The organism is Providencia rettgeri (genome assembly GCF_013702265.1).
GTDB classification, from domain to species: Bacteria; Pseudomonadota; Gammaproteobacteria; order Enterobacterales; family Enterobacteriaceae; genus Providencia; species Providencia zhijiangensis.
The window spans coordinates 334,480-352,401 of record NZ_CP059348.1; the positions used below are offsets into that span (position 1 = coordinate 334,480).

The following is a 17,922-nucleotide window of genomic DNA, read 5'->3' on the forward strand; positions in this document are numbered from 1 at the left end:
GACCCACCTTAGTAATTAGCGACGACCTTCAGCGATCGCAGAAACTGCCTGCATTTCAGCGGCTTCTTGCTCTTGCTGTTCTTGGCGTTCACGCACATCCAAAATGTGACCGTTAATTAAACCTTCTTCTACTTCACGTAGCGCGATAACCGTGTGCTTATCGTTTTCTTCTGGAACTAAAGGATCTTTACCACCAGTTTGTAACTGACGAGCTCTACGTGCTGCGACCAGTACGAGGTCAAAACGGTTACCAATTTTTTCTACTGCGTCTTGAACAGTTACGCGTGCCATAAGTGTGCTACTCCAAAGAAATAAAAAAATGACCTGATATGATACTGAAACTATTCTCAGTCTGCTAGTAATTTGCTGATTAAAGCATCATGTCGCTGGACTTGGCGACCTAATCTCAAGCGCTCAGCACGCATGATAGATTGTAAATCGCTCAGTGCGGTGTTGAAATCGTCGTTTACAATGACGTAATCGTATTCATTGTAATGCTCAATTTCGCCAACGGCTTGTGACATGCGCTTTTCAATGACTTCATCACTATCTTGACCACGACCACGCAGACGGCGATATAGCTCATCTTTTGATGGTGGTAGGATAAAAATACTACGTGCTTCTGGCATTTTAGCGCGAATTTGCTGAGCACCTTGCCAGTCAATATCAAGAAACACATCCACGCCACTATTTAAGACTTCCTCAATAATGGGTTTTGAGGTGCCATAGTAGTTACCGAAAACACAGGCATGCTCTAAAAAGTCATTGTTCTCAACCATCTGAAGAAATTCAGCTTCAGAAACAAAGAAGTAATGCTCGCCATGAATTTCGCCTGGGCGTGCAGCTCGAGTTGTATGAGAAACAGAAACTTGAGTGTCATACAACGGTTGTGTCTTCAATAATGCTTGGATAAGACTGGACTTACCTGCGCCACTAGGAGCAGAGAGAATATATAACGTGCCTTGTATCATGATGATTTCTTGAATATTTGTGGGTTAGACATAAAAGATAGTGATAAACCCTACATAGTATACACGTACTTAAGGCAACATGCAGCGATATCAATTAACCATGAAATAAGAGTAAAAAAATTTTGGTTATTGGAAAATTGTGAACGCCTTCCAGAAAATAAATTTAACTTAATGAAAATACCATCTGTTTTGCGAAGCGCTATGCAATTAACGGCATTGCTTGCTGTCGCCCTTGATTTATTGACTCAGAATGCAATGCAACACATAGCGGTTCGGAACATGGTATTAAACTTAAATATAATAGGGACATTATGCATTATTTTTCAGTCAGGAAACTCTGGAAATTTGGTTGGTTCTGCCTATTACTTCAATCTGTTATTTCAATAGGCTACGGTGCGGAAATGGTAGATTCTCAAAAAGCATGCCGCTCATTAGACAATGAATTAACAAGAATGGAACAGCGGCGGCTGGGGAAGCAGCTACAAGAGTGGGATAGGCAATATCAAATCGACGGCGTGAGCGGCGTAAGTGATGAAGTTTATGATCAACTTTTGGCGAAGTGGCAGCAGGGACAGCGTTGTCAAAATTTGCCTGACACACTAACACAACCATTACAGCCTAAAACTGAACGATTAACAAAGCATCCCATACCCCATACGGGGTTGAAAAAATTGAAATCAGAAGAAATAGCCGCATGGATAGCGCCTCGTCATGAAGTTTGGTTGCAACCTAAAGTCGATGGTGTTGCGGTGACGCTGCACTATGAAAATGGACGTTTAGTGTCAATGATCAGTCGGGGTAATGGGAGTGAGGGGCTTAATTGGCGAGATAAAGCCGATTTTATTCAAGCTATCCCCAAAACTATTTCAACGAAGCAATCTCTGGTTTTACAGGGGGAACTGTTCTGGAGGCTCAATGAACATGTACAAAATGCGGATGGTGGAAGAAATGCACGGAGTAAAATTGCGGGTTGGTTGATGCGCAAGGATCTACCTACACAGGTCACAGATGATATCAGCATTTTTATTTGGGCATGGCCTGATAACTCTGTTGCTATGAATCGTCAATTGAGTGAATTAAATAGGCTAGGATTTGAGTTGGCACAACGATATAGCCATCCAATCGCAAACTATCAATCAGCAGCCAAGTGGCGTGACTACTATTATTCAGCACCGATGCCATTTGCAACTGACGGTATTGTATTGAAAAGCTTTCCATCGCCACCAGCATCAGCTTGGCAGGCAAACCAAAACAGTTGGAGCGTGGCATGGAAATACCCATTAAAAAGCGTGGTTTCAGAGGTTATGGATTTAACTTTTCGGGTAGGAAAATCCGGGGCTGTAAATGTTATTGCTAACATTGAACCCGTCACGATCGATGATAAAAAGGTGAGTAAAATCCGCATTGGTTCGCTTAATTTCTGGAAGCAAAAAGATGTGCTAGTTGGGGATAAAATCCAGCTAACGTTATCAGGACATGGGACGCCATTTATGGAGCAAGTCATTTGGCGGCGAGAGCCTAGGTTGTATCCGAACACATCCTCTCTCGAAAACTTTCATTCATTGAGCTGTTTAGCGTATACACCGGATTGTGCTCCCCAATTTGTTGCTCGCCTGGCTTGGTTAGGTAAACAATTAAAGATTCGCGGGGTGGGCGAAAAAACATGGAAAATATGGGTAGAGCAATATGGGCTCTCAACGTTACTTGGCTGGCTTTCTCCACAATGGCAAGATTCATTACCTAAGAATAAGAAAACGACAAATGCGCTTAGCCAGCTACAAAATGCATCTATGCAGCCAATAGTAAATTGGTTGAAAGGGCTTGGAATTCCATTAGAAATAGGGCATCTAAACAAGATATCTACAATAGAAAAATTGAATCAACGAGAGAGTGTGGAAGCACTGGGCTTATCTGAAAAACGGAAACAAGTATTAAAGTACTGGTTGGCAGAGCCTGAAATTCAGAAGGCACTAGACACTTTGCAGAAACTAGATATCAGCCATTAGGGGTTAAGCAAATGGCTGATAGGAAAATCAGTTTTGGTTAATCTTGGCTTTCGTAATTAAAGATAGGTAATCCCAAACGGTAGCGGATGGCAAGTAACCTAGCACTTAAACCTGCTACTAACGTGATAATGACCACGATATCTTTCGGAAGCGGTGTATATAGCAAACCGATATATAACCATGCGGCAGCAAAAGAGACGCCAGCGTATACTTCTTTTTGGAAAACCAGAGGGATGGTGTTACACAACATGTCACGAAGGACACCGCCAAATACACCTGTAACCACAGCCGCGATGGCGGCAATGATAGGGCTATAATTCATATCGAGGGCGATTTGAGCACCAAGAATAGAGAAGACGATTAAACCAATCGCATCAAGTATTAAGAAGAGCCGGCGAAGGTGTTTCATCATCGGGGCTATCCAGATGGTGACAATGGCCGCACCTGCCACGGTCATGATGTATTCGGGGTGGGCAACCCAACCTAGAGGATAGTGGCCGAGTAGAATATCACGGACAGAGCCACCGCCGATGGCTGTTGCAGAGGCAATAATGATCACGCCAAAGACATCCATTTTACGGCGTCCAGCAGCTAAAGCGCCTGTCATGGCTTCGGCAGTAATACCAATAATATAGAGAACACTTAATAACATGATGGTTTTATTCAATACTATAGTGATTGTCTAAGGGTAATATTACTTGTGAAACTTCTCGACTGAGATTTTTTATTCTCTTAAATAATTGATTAGTTAAAGTAATCCGATAGCCTGTGTTAAATGATGTCAAAGGATAACAGATTGAACAATAAAATGCCTTATAAAGAAATATGTATTACTGAGGATTCGCGGAGTCATCAGCTTACAAATATTAATGTTTGGACACCAGATAGTCAGTGGTTAGCTTATGATGTTCGACCAAGTGGCAGTTCATTTACCGGGAAAACCATAGAAAAAATTCATGTTACAACCCATCAAAAAGTGGAAATCTATCGAGGATTGCATGGTGCCCATGTTGGCGTAGTCACTGTAAGCGCTGAAAATCCGCCTCGCTATGCTTTTATTCAGGGACCAGAATATCCCGATGAGTCTTGGCAGTATGATTTCCATCATCGCCGGGGTATTTACGTTGATGACAACCAACTTGGTATTGCTCATCCGATTGATGCAATGTGTATTACGCCACCTTATATGGCGGGTGCGCTCAGAGGCGGAACGCATGTTCATGTTTTCAGCCCTGACGGGAAGTGGCTGAGCTTTACCTATAATGACCATGTTTTGCATGAACTCGATATCCAATTAGACCAACGCAATGTGGCTGTTGCCGTACCTGCAGGCGCTGTGACCGTTGAACCTATTGGTCATGAAAGAGAATATAGCGGCAATTTTTTCTGTAGTGTTGTGACGAAGACGACTTTGGCGCCAACTCCGAATAGTGACGAGATAAGCCGAGCTTATGAAGAGGGATGGATTGGTCAACGTGGTTATATGGATCAACAAGGTCAGTGGCAAGCACGTGCATTAGCGTTTATCGGAGATACACATCATCAAAATGGTGACGTGATCCCTGAAGTTTATTTAGTTGATTTACCCGAAGATCCCAATGAATTCAAAATTCAAGGCGATAAACCTCTGCAAGGTACCGAAAAAACTATGCCAGCGCCGCCTAAGAATGTGAAACAAAGGCGCTTAACGTATACGCATCATCGGAAATTTCCAGGGTTAGCGAAACAGCCAAGACACTGGTTGCGTTCTTCTCCAAATGGCGAATCAATTGCTTGTTTGATGCATGATGATCATGGCATTGTGCAACTATGGTTGGTGGCAACGGCAACAGGGACGCTCACCCAAGTGACATTTGGCGAGTCTTCAATTCAGTCTGCATTTAGTTGGAATAAGACCGGTGAGTATCTCTGCTTTGTGTATGACAATAGCGTTGTGCGTTGCCATGTAGCGACCGGAAATTTAGAACGGTTAACCCGGAGAACAGAAATAGCCCCTGTTGCAGATGCCGTTGTCTTTTCTCCAAATGATAAATTTGTAGCATTTATGCGAGATATTGATGGGTTTAGACAGATTTATATTGTCGAAACAGGACTATCTAATTAAATTTTATCTGGAATAACACCTATGAAGAATAAAAAGATGAAAATTCATCTCTTTATTCTTCAGAAAAAGAGAGTTCAGGTCATCATTAAATTAAATGCTCAACATTCAATTAAAGTATATTGACTTGAAATTAATAAGTGTTGGGTTAATAGAATAGATTAAAAAAGATGGAAAGTTGGTCAGTAAGATAAAGGTGTTATTAACCTAAATTAAGTTAATAATATTAATTGTATTTTAAGTATTATATTCCTGATTAGAGCATCAAGAAGCTACTTTAATATAGGGAAATCATTGAGGGTTCTTTGGCTGTTGTTTATCAGATTGCAGCTTATCAGGTGACTGTTTATCAAGTCGCTGTTTATCAAGTTGTTCTAAACGTTTTTTCGGTGAGTTGGCCTCTTGTGAGTCGTTTGAATGCATATAATCCATGGGGATTAATAATGTATCCATAAGTGCAGTAAATGGTAAATCGATAACCAGTAATGGCTTAACTACCCAGCCCGTATCTTCATGTTGCAGCATATCAACACTATTTTTTGTTCCAGGATAATAGCTATCAGTAGGACCAGCATGAGTCATAATACTGGAGCAGCCACTTAATGTAAGAGTCAATAATGTGGAAAATGCGAACGACCTAAAAAAAATCAAGCTTGGCATATATATGTTGACCTGCATTGAAATGGATTTTGTTTAATCAGAGATCATAATAACTAAAAACTAAAAATTCACAATCGAACGACCCTATTATTATTTAAGATACCCTCGGAATAATAGCTCTTTTTTGTATTATTTTATGTCGGTGATGTTAATAATTAGCAATTAAATTGTTTTTAACTAAAGTATAAAATTGCTCAATTGAATTGCTGTGAACTGTGCTCTATCACACAACTTCCTCTGTGTTTATTTGGCACAATCGATTCAGTTGCAAATGTAATAACTCCGTATGTCCCGTATTTTGGTTCATTGTTGTCAAAAGGATAGCGGTCTATGAGTGAATTAGCGCTTACAGTCAGTTTATTAGCATTAGCTGCCGCACTAGGCTTATGGATAGGTAATTGGAAAATCCGCAATGTAGGCTTAGGGATTGGCGGGGTTCTTTTTGGTGGCATTATTGTTGGGCATTTTGCGCGAAGTTATGGCTTGTCTCTCAATAATGACATGCTGCATTTTATTCAAGAATTTGGTTTGATCCTCTTCGTGTATACCATCGGGATACAAGTTGGACCCGGTTTTTTCTCTTCTTTACGCGTTTCTGGTTTAAAACTTAATGGCTTTGCCTTGATGGTGGTTATTTTAGGGGCAGTCGTTACTGCTATTATCTATAAAATCGCAGATATCCCTCTACCGATTATTTTGGGCATTTTCTCGGGCGCAGTCACGAATACTCCATCGTTAGGGGCTGGGCAGCAAATTCTATCTGATTTAGGGTCAGACCCGAGTTTGGTGGGACAAATGGGAATGGGGTATGCGATGGCTTACCCGATGGGAATCTGCGGTATTTTGCTGGTGATGTGGCTAGTTCGTATTATCTTCCGTATCTCAGTAGATAAAGAAGCCGCGGAATTCAATAGTGCGAATGTTCAGCATCGTGACTCACTGCAAACGATGAACATTGCGGTACGCAATACCAATCTTGATGGCTTGATGATGCAAGATATACCCATGCTTGGCAGCGAAGACATTGTTTGCTCGCGGCTAAAACGCGGGGAAATGATGGTGGTACCTCAGCCGACGACAGAAATACATCTTGGGGATTTACTGCATGTTGTTGGGCAAAAAGAGGATTTAAATAAAGTTCGCCTCATTCTTGGTGAAGAGGTTGAAGCATCATTATCAACTTCCAGTTCTGTATTGCATTCTGTTCGAGTGGTCGTGACTAATGACGCTGTATTAAGTAAACGCTTAAAAGAGCTGAATCTCAAGCAGAAATATGATGTGGTGGTAACGCGTTTGAACCGGACAGGGATTGACCTGATGGCAAACAACAATTCCGTGCTGCAATTTGGTGATATTCTCAATATTGTTGGTCGTCCTGAATCAATTGAAGCGGTTACTGCAATACTTGGAAACGCGAAACAGAAATTACAGCAAGTCCAGATGCTGCCGGTATTTATTGGGATAGGTTTGGGAGTTGTTTTAGGCTCGTTACCGATATTTGTACCGGGCTTTCCTGCTGCATTGAAGTTGGGTTTAGCGGGCGGGCCGTTAGTTGTTGCTTTGATCCTTGGACGAATAGGTACCATTGGCCGGCTGTATTGGTTTATGCCACCAAGTGCAAACTTAGCGTTGAGAGAGCTTGGTATTGTGATGTTCTTAGCGGTTGTAGGACTGAATTCGGGAGGGAGTTTTATTGAGACTCTTATTCAAGGGGATGGGCTTACATGGATTGGCTATGGGCTATTAATTACCTTTATTCCTCTGTTTATCACCGGTTTAGTCGCTCGTATTTTCGGCAAAATGAATTATTTAAGCCTATGCGGTGTGTTGGCTGGGTCTATGACAGATCCGCCAGCATTAGCTTTTGCAAATAATATCCATCCAACCAGCGGAGCACCGGCACTTTCTTATGCCACGGTATACCCTTTAGCAATGTTTTTACGCATTATTTCGCCGCAGTTGTTAGCCATCTTATTTTGGGCATTATGATTGTGAGTCATGGAAGGAATAGGGTGTGGAGAAAAAGTATCCGTCTATATAAGGGCGTAATTGGTCTTTGTTCTCGCCATAACTGATATCAAAAAAGTGGTTTAATAACCGCGAATAAGATTTGTCGTGAACAAATATATTCGATTTCAATTATGGAGTTCTCGCTAATTTTGGCCCTTTCCTCAATGGAAAGGGCTTTTTTTAACTCAATTTCTAGATTCAGCGTTCAGATTCTTGATAGGCTTTTTCTAATTCTTGAGCAAGGATTTGAATCCCTTGCTCAATCTTTTCTGGCTCAGGAACATAGTTCATTCGCATACATTCATGGGCATGTTGCCAATCTTCTTCAAGTCCTGGGAAAAAGTAATGTCCAGGAACCATCAATACACCACGTGCTTTTAAGCGGCGATAAAGTTCTAAACAACTAATTGGTAGATCTTTAAACCACAACCACAAGAAAATAGCGCCTTCAGGTTTATGAATTAGGCATTTATCTTCAGGGATATAGCGGCGAATAATCTTAATGACTTCTTCAACGCGCTGTTTATAGAATGGCCCTATAACATTTTGAGATAATTCAAATAAATCGTCACGCTTCAGCATTTCAAGTGCGATACTTGGACCTATACCACCCGGAGCAAGACTAATAATGCCATTCATATTACTGATGGCATCAATTAACTCTTCGCTACCAATAATAATACCGCAGCGAGTTCCCGGTAAGCCGAGTTTTGACAAGCTCATGCAGAGAATGACATTTTCATTCCAAAATGGTGTGGCTTCGCTAAAGATAATGCCGGGGAAGGGAACGCCATACGCATTATCAATCAATAATGGAATATTGTGTTGCTTAGCTAATTGGTCAAGATGCAGAACTTCCTCATCGGTGATCACGTTCCCTGTTGGATTGGTTGGGCGTGACACGCAAATCACACCAATATCTTCAGTGATTTCAAGGGTGTTGAAATCAACATGATATTTAAACTGACCATCAGGTAAAAATTCAATTTGTGGCTTATTTGCCACAAAAAGGTCGTCATCAAGTCCAGAATCCGCATAACCCACATATTCAGGGGCAATTGGGAAAAGCACTTTACGAGAGATACCATCTTCAAAGCGACCAGCAAGTAGGTTAAATAGATAGAAAAACGCACTTTGGCTGCCGTTTGTTAGCGCAATATTTTTCGCGCTGATATCCCAGCCTAGTTTCGCTTTTAGAGTTGCTGCTAGCGCTTTCAACATGGCATCTTTGCCTTGAGGACCATCATAGTTACACAAGGTATCGGTCAATTGCCCATTGGCACACATTTCAGCGAGGAGGTCTTGGAAATATTTATCCATCTCAGGAATATGAGCAGGGTTCCCACCACCGAGCATAATAGCGCCGGGGGTTCTGAGGCCTTCATTCAAGTCTTTCATTAATTCTGAAATGCCTGAATTCTTAGCAAATTTATTACCAAATTTAGAGAAATTCATTGTATTTATTCACATTTGTTTATTAGGTTGTTAATGGAATTTCCAACATACCGCGCTCCTATCTAGAGTTCAATAGCTTAATTGCAGTTCTTTTTCATATAAAATATCAAGTATAGATAACAAATTAGTTTTTTAGATTAACTTATTGACTAAGCTTGGTTTATTTATGTTGTTATATATTCAGTTGCCATCGATAAATTTTGATTTATCGATACTGGCAACAATTTACAAGGTGGTCATTAACCATGCCAGTGGCTTGCATAAAGGCGTAGCAGGTAACCGAACCTACAAATTTAAAGCCATGTTTTTTCAGTGTTTTAGACAACGTCTTAGAAAGCTCTGTTTCTGCAGGAAGTTGTGCGGATTCAGTCCATTGATTGACGATGGGTTGGTGGTTTACAAAGCCCCAAATGAAAGTAGAAAAATCTATTCCTTCGTTTTTCATGGCTAAATAGGCCTTAGCATTAGCAATAATCGCGTTAATTTTTAATCGATTACGAATGATCCTTGAGTCTTGCATAAGCCGCTCTACGTCTTTTTCATCCATCATGGCAATCTTTTCGGGATCAAACTGATGGAACAGCTCTCGATACCCTTGGCGCTTTTTCAAAATGGTGTACCAAGAAAGCCCTGCTTGCTGACCTTCTAGGCAGATCATTTCGAATAATTCTTGATTATCTTTGGTGGGTTTTCCCCATTCATTATCGTGATAGGCAATATATTCGGGATCTTGATTGACCCAATGACAGCGAGTAACTGAAGTTTCCATTTTTCATCCTTTTTCTAATAATGTTCAGCTTGTGGGCAAGAATAGAATCTTTATACTGTATAAAAATACAGTTTTAAAGAGATGAAATTAATTTTTTTTCTTTTTAGAATGGTTACAGGCGTATTCATTGCTGTATATCTGGCGGTCAAAGGGTATACTGGTCACTTTCTTAAATTTCACGTATCGCGTGCGGATCTAACATGCAAAAGTTTGATACCAAAACCTTTCAAGGTCTTATCCTGACATTACAGGATTACTGGGCGCGCCAAGGCTGTACCATTGTTCAACCACTGGACATGGAAGTCGGCGCAGGTACTTCACACCCAATGACGTGTTTGCGCGCTTTAGGTCCAGAACCTATCGCGGCAGCTTATGTTCAGCCATCTCGTCGACCAACTGATGGTCGCTATGGTGAAAACCCGAACCGTCTACAGCACTATTACCAATTTCAGGTGATCATTAAGCCTTCGCCTGACAATATCCAAGAGTTGTACTTAGGTTCATTAAAAGAACTCGGTATTGACCCAACTGTCCATGATATCCGCTTCGTGGAAGATAACTGGGAAAACCCAACACTGGGTGCTTGGGGTCTGGGCTGGGAAGTTTGGTTAAATGGTATGGAAGTGACTCAGTTCACTTACTTCCAGCAAGTGGGTGGTTTGGAGTGTAAGCCTGTTACCGGTGAAATCACTTATGGTCTTGAGCGTCTTGCTATGTATATTCAAGGCGTTGATAGCGTGTACGATCTGGTTTGGTGTGATGGCCCGCTGGGTAAAACCACGTATGGCGATATTTATCACCAAAACGAAGTTGAGCAATCCACGTATAACTTTGAACATGCCAATGTTGAGTTCTTATTCAAATGCTTCGAAGAGTATGAGAAAGAAGCTCAATATCTGCTTGCTTTAGAAACGCCTCTGCCACTTCCGGCTTATGAGCGTATTTTAAAAGCGGCTCATACCTTTAACTTACTGGATGCCCGTAAGGCAATTTCAGTCACAGAACGCCAGCGCTATATTTTACGCATCCGTACCCTGACGAAAGGGGTGGCAGAAGCTTATTATGCTTCTCGTGAAGCGCTGGGTTTCCCTATGTGTCATAAGAACTAAGAGGCTGTCATGACTCAACAGACTTTCCTAGTGGAAATCGGTACAGAAGAGTTACCGCCGAAGGCTCTTCGTTCTCTTGCAGAATCATTCGCAGCTAACTTTACTGCGGAATTAGAGGGTGCAGATATCGCTCATGGTGCAGTGAACTGGTTTGCTGCACCTCGTCGTTTAGCGCTGAAAGTGGAAAACTTATCCGCGGCTCAGCCAGATCGCGAAGTTGAAAAACGTGGCCCTGCAATTTCCCAAGCATTTGATGCTGAAGGTAAACCAACAAAGGCAGCTGAAGGTTGGGCGCGTGGCTGCGGGATCACCGTTGACCAAGCAGAACGCTTAACTACCGATAAAGGCGAATGGTTACTGTATCGCGCACAAATGAAAGGGCAGCCAGTCAGTGAATTATTGATTGATATGGTTAGCCGTTCACTGGCGAAATTACCTATTCCTAAATTAATGCGCTGGGCAGATAAAGAAACTCAGTTTGTACGTCCTGTACATACTGTGACATTACTGCTGGGTAGCGATGTTGTTAAGGGCGAAATTCTTGGTATTAAGAGCGATCGTATTATTCGCGGTCACCGTTTTATGGGTGAAGCTGAATTTACTATTGATAATGCGGAACAATACCCAGAAATTTTACGCACTCGCGGTAAAGTAATCGCAGATTACGCTGAGCGTAAAGCGACAATTATTGCCGATGCAGAAAAAGCTGCTCAGGCGTTGGGCGGTAAAGCAGACCTAACCGACAGCTTAGTTGAAGAAGTGGCTTCTTTGGTTGAATGGCCAGTAGTATTAACAGCAAAATTCGAAGAGAAATTCTTAGAAGTTCCTGCTGAAGCACTGGTATACACCATGAAAGGAGACCAAAAATATTTCCCTGTTTATGATAATGCAGGCAAGTTAATGCCGAACTTTATCTTCGTGGCGAATATTGAATCTTCAGATCCGCAGCAAATTATCTCCGGTAACGAAAAAGTCGTTCGCCCGCGTTTAGCGGATGCGGAATTCTTCTTCAAAACTGACCGTAAACAACGCTTAGAAGATAACTTACCACGTTTAGAAACTGTTCTGTTCCAGCAACAGTTAGGTACTCTGCGTGATAAAACTGATCGTTTAGAAGCATTAGCGGGTTGGATTGCTAGCAAGATTGGTGCGGATGTGAATCATGCAACCCGTGCAGGCTTACTGGCTAAATGTGACTTAATGACCAACATGGTCTTTGAATTCACAGACACTCAAGGTGTCATGGGCATGCACTATGCTCGCCATGACGGTGAGTCAGAAGATGTTGCTCTTGCACTGAAAGAACAATACCAACCGCGTTTTGCGGGAGATGAACTGCCATCTACCGATGTTTCTGCGGCATTAGCATTAGCAGAAAAAATGGATACTCTCGCAGGTATCTTCGGTATCGGTCAGCATCCAAAAGGGGATAAAGACCCATTCGCTCTGCGCCGTGCGGCATTAGGTGTGTTACGTATTATCGTTGAAAAAGGCTATCAGCTTGACCTTGTGGAAATGACCCAAGAGGCTGTGCGTCTGTATGGCGATAAACTAACTAACAAAAATGTCGTGGAAGATGTGGTTGAGTTCATGCTGGGTCGCTTCCGTTCTTGGTACCAAGAGCTAGGCTACAGCATTGACACTATCCAAGCCGTATTAGCACGTCGCCCAACTCAGCCAGCTGACTTCGATGCGCGTGTTAAAGCAGTGACTCACTTCCGTTCTTTAGAAGAAGCACAAGCGCTGGCAGCTGCTAATAAACGTGTTTCTAACATTCTGAGTAAGTCAGAAGAGAAACTCGCTGATAGCGTGTTAGCGTCTGTACTGAAAACGCCAGAAGAAGTGAAGTTAGCGACTCACGTCGTGGTACTGCAAGACAAGCTTGAGCCAATGTTTGCTGAGCGTAACTATCAAGAAGCACTCGTTGAGTTAGCCTCTTTACGTGAAGTGGTTGATGAGTTCTTTGCGAACGTCATGGTGATGGATGAAGATCCTGCTGTGCGGAATAACCGTTTAACACTGTTAAGCCAGCTTCGCGAGCTATTCTTAAAAGTAGCAGATATTTCACTGCTTCAATAGGTTGATTTTTAGTCGGTTATTTTTGATTTAGAAAATAATTGTATAAATATGACCTTCCCAATGATTGGGATAAATAAGCGCTAAAATATTTTTAGCGCTTATTTTTTATCCAAAAATAGACGTAAAAATAAGAAACCATACCATTTTGATGGTTTTATCAGCATACGAACAGTTTTAGCGAAAAATAGGGTTGACGATCCCCATTCTTGGCAGTATTATTCACACCGTTTTCGGCGAGTAGCGCAGCTTGGTAGCGCAACTGGTTTGGGACCAGTGGGTCGGAGGTTCGAATCCTCTCTCGCCGACCAAATTCTAAAACCCACCTCATTGAGGTGGGTTTTTTCGTTTCTATCTCCCTCATTTTTCCAACTCCTTTTCGTGACGACGATTATGCTCATTTAATACATATTACGTATTAATAAGCTTTCCATTGCTTTTAAGCTAAGTTGCTCAGAACAAAACCAGTCTACCGATCAAAACAAGCCTACCTATCAAAGTAAGCCTACCTATCGAAACAAGTCGGCTAATCAAAACCAACCTTCATAATCTGATTGGTATTTTCCCCCGTGATTCCCTGAAAATGGTAAGAGGATATATAAATCCGCCAATAATTCTTTTTAGTATAAAAAACATGCAAAACAATCAGCTAACAAATAGTTTCATGTGAATTCTATTTAGCGTTTTATGTTGCAATTTTTTGTATTGCCCACTATTTCCGCTCAGTAATTCAGCACTTAATCACAAATATACAAATAATTAACGTCCTTATAAAAATCTATCCAGTAATGTTTCTGTGGTTATAATCGCTAGAAAATAAACATTTTCGTAACATATAAGGCTATATTTACACCGAAATTATTCGAAAAATGTTATTTAAGCGAAATTGTTACAGTGAATAATGCTATTGACGAAATGTATTCCAGTTGATTAATTGCACAGTGAATAACAAAAAATACAGATACGGCATCTGTCTTATCCAAGATGGATTTCAGTATTCGATAAAACAACATACACCACAGGAGCATTACCAATGACGCTCTCGATGAAAAAGACAGGTTTATTGGCGGTAGGCTTAACATTAGCTGCTTTAGCGGTATCTGCCTCAGTACAGGCTAAAACACTGGTTTATTGTTCTGAAGGTTCACCTGAAGGGTTTAACCCGCAGCTATTCACCTCTGGAACAACTTATGATGCAAGTTCAATTCCTCTGTATAACCGTTTGGTTGAATTCAAGCTGGGTACAACTGAAATTGAGCCGGGCTTAGCAGAAAGCTGGGAAGTCAGTGACGATGGTAAAGTGTACACATTCCACCTGCGTAAAGGCGTGAAGTGGCACTCCAATAAAGATTTCAAACCAAGCCGCGACTTAAATGCGGATGACGTGATCTACACGTTCATGCGCCAAAAAGATCCAAACCACCCATACCACAAAGTTTCTGGCGGCAGCTATGAATACTTTATGGGAATGGACATGGACAAAATCATCGACAAAGTTGAAAAAGTCGATGACAACACCGTCCGTATCACATTAACACGCCCAGAAGCGCCATTCTTAGCGGATATGGCAATGGACTTCGCATCAATCTTATCAGCGGAATATGCTGATCAAATGATGAAGGCAAAAACCCCAGAGAAAGTTGACCTGAACCCAATCGGAACAGGGCCTTTTGAACTGCAACAGTATCAGAAAGATTCTCGTATTCTGTACAAAGCGAACAAAGATTACTGGGGCACAGTACCGAAGATTGACCGTTTAGTCTTCTCTATCACCCCTGACGCGTCAGTACGTTATGCAAAACTGCAAAAAAATGAGTGCCAAGTGATGCCGTATCCTAACCCGGCAGACTTAGAGCGCATGAAAGCAGATAAAGACATTACCTTGTTGGAGCAGCCTGGTCTGAACGTAGGCTACCTGTCTTACAACGTTGAGAAGAAACCACTGGATAACCAAAAAGTTCGTCAAGCGCTGTCGATGGCAGTGAACAAAGACGCCATTATCCAAGCGGTTTATCAAGGTGCGGGTCAAAAAGCGAAAAACTTAATTCCACCAACTATGTGGGGTTACAACGACGCGATTAAAGATACCGAATATAACCCAGAAAAAGCCAAGAAATTGCTGGCGGAAGCGGGCTTCCCAGAAGGTTTTGAAATTGACCTGTGGGCAATGCCAGTTCAACGTCCATATAACCCGAATGCTCGTCGAATGGCAGAAATGATCCAAGCTGACTGGGCGAAAATCGGCGTTAAATCGAAAGTGGTTAGCTACGAGTGGGGCGAATACCTGAAACGAGCTAAGAGCGGCGAACCTCAAACTGTGATGATGGGTTGGACTGGGGACAATGGTGACCCTGATAACTTCTTCGCGACCTTATTCAGCTGTGCTGCGAAAAAACAGGGTTCTAACTACTCTAAATGGTGTAATCAAAGCTTTGAAGATGTGATCCAGCCTGCGCGTATGACTGCGGATCACAACAAACGTGTCGAACTGTACAAACAAGCTCAAGTGATAATGAACGAACAAGCGCCTGCGCTGATCGTCGCTCACTCCACCGTGTTTGAGCCAGTGCGTAAAGAAGTAAAAGGCTACGTGGTTGATCCGTTAGGTAAACACCACTTCGAAAACGTAGACATTGATAAGTAATTGTTTTTAATCTGTAAATGCCCTTCGTTGCCTCTTTGCAGCGGAGGGCGTTTTCTCCTCTGACGTTCAGAAGATGCAGATAAATTTAGTTATTTGTGAGCAGATGAAAACGTTGTTTTTCTGACCAGCCAAGCGGACTAAGAGCCGTCGACGGCATTATTAAAGAGACTCAGGATATGCTGCAATTTATCCTCCGACGATTCGGGCTCGTGATCCCCACCTTTATCGGTATCACGCTACTTACTTTTGCTTTCGTTCACATGATCCCAGGCGACCCTGTCATGATTATGGCGGGTGAACGCGGATTATCCCCAGAAAGACACGCTTATTTAATGGCTGAATTAGGACTCGACCAGCCACTTTGGAAACAATACCTCCATTATCTGAACGGCATAATGCATGGAGACTTAGGGATCTCCTTAAAAAGCCGAATCGGCGTTTGGGAAGAATTTTTACCTCGCTTTTTAGCCACCGTAGAACTAGCCACTTGCGCCATGATTTTTGCGGTTTCTGTTGGTATCCCTGTGGGGGTTTTAGCGGCAGTTAAACGTGGTTCAATTTTCGATCACACGGCGATCGGTGTTTCATTAACGGGCTACTCTATGCCGATCTTCTGGTGGGGGATCATGTTGATCATGCTGGTCTCTGTTCAGTGGGATCTCACTCCCGTTGCGGGAAGGGTAAGCGACACCGTTTTCCTTGATGACTCGAATCCGCTCACGGGCTTTATGCTGATTGATACCCTAATTTGGGGGGAAGCGGGAGACTTCAAAGATGCAGTGGAGCATTTAATTTTGCCATCCATTGTGCTCGGAACTATTCCACTGGCTGTGATTGTGCGTATGACCCGCTCGGCGATGCTGGAAGTATTAGGGGAAGACTATATTCGTACGGCTAGAGCTAAAGGTGTTAGCCGTGCCCGCGTGATTTTAATTCACGCCCTGCGTAACGCATTACTGCCGGTTGTCACGGTAATTGGTCTGCAGGTCGGTGTGATGCTCGCCGGTGCCATTTTGACGGAAACCATTTTCTCATGGCCGGGGTTAGGTCGTTGGTTAATTGAAGGATTACAACGTCGAGATTATCCAGTGGTTCAAGGTGGCGTCTTACTTGTCGCAACGTTGATTATCTTCGTTAACTTAGTGGTTGATGTGCTGTATGGCATTGTTAACCCACGTATTCGTCATAAGAAATAAGGAGCGCAAAAATGTCTCAAACAACTGAGTCAAAAGCTGTCAGCGCCCCGAAGCCGATGACACCATTACAAGAATTTTGGCATTATTTTAAGCGCAACAAAGGCGCGGTCGTGGGGATGTTCTACATCATTTTGATGGTGTTAATTGCAATCCTTGCGGGGGTATTAGCGCCTCATGCGCCTGATGAGCAATTCCGTCAGGCATTGTTGACTCCTCCAGTTTGGGAAGAGGGCGGATCATGGGAATTTATTCTTGGCACGGATGATGTAGGTCGCGATTTATTATCTCGCCTAATGTACGGAGCAAGGCTCTCGTTATTAGTGGGCTGCCTCGTGGTGGTATTATCCCTGATTATGGGGGTAACGATTGGGGTAATTGCGGGTTATTTTGGCGGCGTAGTGGATGCGATCATTATGCGTTTGGTCGACATTATGTTGGCTCTGCCAAGCTTGCTGTTAGCGTTAGTCTTGGTGGCCATTTTCGGTCCCTCGATTGTCAATGCCTCGATAGCGTTAACTTTTGTGGCATTACCTCACTATATTCGTTTGACGCGAGCCGCGGTGCTGGTGGAAGTGAATCGTGACTATGTGACTGCTTCGAGAGTGGCGGGAGCAGGGGCATTGCGTCAAATGTTCGTTAATATTTTACCTAACTGTCTGGCACCACTGATTGTACAGGCCTCTTTAGGCTTCTCGAATGCCATCTTAGATATGGCTGCACTGGGTTTTCTGGGAATGGGGGCGCAGCCACCAACTCCAGAATGGGGAACTATGTTGTCTGATGTGTTGCAGTTCGCACAAAGCGCATGGTGGGTCGTAACGTTCCCTGGATTAGCAATTTTATTAACGGTATTAGCGTTTAACCTGATGGGTGATGGTTTACGTGACGCCTTTGATCCAAAACTCAAGCAGTGATGAGGTAATCT

The 17,922-nt window shown here is 42.6% G+C and carries 14 protein-coding genes and 1 tRNA gene; 9 read left to right on the forward strand and 6 right to left on the reverse strand.

The genetic code is table 11. The features are described 5' to 3' along the window. Positions 1–15 precede the first annotated feature (15 nt). Positions 16–291 (reverse strand): DNA-directed RNA polymerase subunit omega, encoded by a 276-nt coding sequence (gene rpoZ / locus H0913_RS01535; protein ID WP_006659598.1) that lies wholly within the window; start codon positions 289–291, stop codon positions 16–18. 56 nt (positions 292–347) lie between these two features. Continuing rightward, a complete protein-coding gene (gene gmk / locus H0913_RS01540; RefSeq protein ID WP_036948585.1) occupies positions 348–971 on the reverse strand; it encodes a guanylate kinase in 624 nt (207 codons plus the stop codon). A 311-nt stretch (positions 972–1,282) separates the two neighbouring features. Between gmk and ligB the strand changes: the two genes are divergently transcribed. Further along, positions 1,283–2,977 carry an NAD-dependent DNA ligase LigB gene (gene ligB / locus H0913_RS01545; RefSeq protein WP_181477869.1) on the forward strand — a complete coding sequence of 565 codons (1,695 nt, stop codon included), beginning with the start codon at positions 1,283–1,285 and terminating at the stop codon, positions 2,975–2,977. A 37-nt stretch (positions 2,978–3,014) separates the two neighbouring features. Here ligB and H0913_RS01550 read toward each other — a convergent pair whose 3' ends face one another. Further along, a complete protein-coding gene (locus H0913_RS01550; protein WP_036948588.1) occupies positions 3,015–3,629 on the reverse strand; it encodes a trimeric intracellular cation channel family protein in 615 nt (204 codons plus the stop codon). Between the two features lie 123 nt (positions 3,630–3,752). Here H0913_RS01550 and H0913_RS01555 point away from each other — a divergent pair, with 123 nt between their 5' ends. Continuing rightward, the gene (locus H0913_RS01555; protein WP_154602288.1) at positions 3,753–5,081 is read left to right on the forward strand and encodes a DUF3748 domain-containing protein; all 1,329 of its coding nucleotides are present in this window, start codon (positions 3,753–3,755) and stop codon (positions 5,079–5,081) included. A gap of 288 nt (positions 5,082–5,369) precedes the next feature. On the opposite strand, the gene H0913_RS01560 is transcribed toward H0913_RS01555, so the two are convergent. After that, positions 5,370–5,660, reverse strand: coding sequence for a YceK/YidQ family lipoprotein (locus tag H0913_RS01560; RefSeq protein ID WP_336431454.1), 291 nt, complete (start codon positions 5,658–5,660; stop codon positions 5,370–5,372). Between the two features lie 408 nt (positions 5,661–6,068). On the opposite strand from H0913_RS01560, the gene H0913_RS01565 reads away from it, so the two are divergent. After that, entirely contained in the window at positions 6,069–7,727 is a 1,659-nt protein-coding gene (locus H0913_RS01565; protein WP_154602290.1) for a putative transporter, read from the forward strand. 219 nt (positions 7,728–7,946) lie between these two features. On the opposite strand, the gene H0913_RS01570 is transcribed toward H0913_RS01565, so the two are convergent. Both H0913_RS01570 and H0913_RS01575 read right to left on the reverse strand, forming a co-directional pair. Further along, the gene (locus H0913_RS01570) at positions 7,947–9,203 is read right to left on the reverse strand and encodes a valine--pyruvate transaminase (protein WP_154638599.1); all 1,257 of its coding nucleotides are present in this window, start codon (positions 9,201–9,203) and stop codon (positions 7,947–7,949) included. A gap of 205 nt (positions 9,204–9,408) precedes the next feature. Further along, positions 9,409–9,972 carry a DNA-3-methyladenine glycosylase I gene (locus H0913_RS01575; RefSeq protein WP_154638600.1) on the reverse strand — a complete coding sequence of 188 codons (564 nt, stop codon included), beginning with the start codon at positions 9,970–9,972 and terminating at the stop codon, positions 9,409–9,411. A 200-nt stretch (positions 9,973–10,172) separates the two neighbouring features. Here H0913_RS01575 and glyQ point away from each other — a divergent pair, with 200 nt between their 5' ends. The 6 genes from glyQ (at position 10,173) to dppC (ending at position 17,911) form a co-directional block, all read left to right on the forward strand. Beyond that, entirely contained in the window at positions 10,173–11,081 is a 909-nt protein-coding gene (glyQ, locus tag H0913_RS01580) for a glycine--tRNA ligase subunit alpha (protein ID WP_006659589.1), read from the forward strand. Positions 11,082–11,090: 9 nt separating this feature from the next. Next, a complete protein-coding gene (glyS, locus tag H0913_RS01585; protein WP_154602293.1) occupies positions 11,091–13,160 on the forward strand; it encodes a glycine--tRNA ligase subunit beta in 2,070 nt (689 codons plus the stop codon). Between the two features lie 231 nt (positions 13,161–13,391). Then, positions 13,392–13,468 (forward strand) — tRNA-Pro (locus H0913_RS01590). A gap of 722 nt (positions 13,469–14,190) precedes the next feature. After that, positions 14,191–15,801 (forward strand): dipeptide ABC transporter periplasmic-binding protein DppA, encoded by a 1,611-nt coding sequence (gene dppA / locus H0913_RS01595; protein WP_154602294.1) that lies wholly within the window; start codon positions 14,191–14,193, stop codon positions 15,799–15,801. Positions 15,802–15,977: 176 nt separating this feature from the next. Beyond that, positions 15,978–16,997 carry a dipeptide ABC transporter permease DppB gene (dppB, locus tag H0913_RS01600; protein ID WP_036948611.1) on the forward strand — a complete coding sequence of 340 codons (1,020 nt, stop codon included), beginning with the start codon at positions 15,978–15,980 and terminating at the stop codon, positions 16,995–16,997. An 11-nt stretch (positions 16,998–17,008) separates the two neighbouring features. Continuing rightward, positions 17,009–17,911 carry a dipeptide ABC transporter permease DppC gene (gene dppC / locus H0913_RS01605; RefSeq protein WP_154602295.1) on the forward strand — a complete coding sequence of 301 codons (903 nt, stop codon included), beginning with the start codon at positions 17,009–17,011 and terminating at the stop codon, positions 17,909–17,911. Positions 17,912–17,922 lie beyond the last annotated feature (11 nt).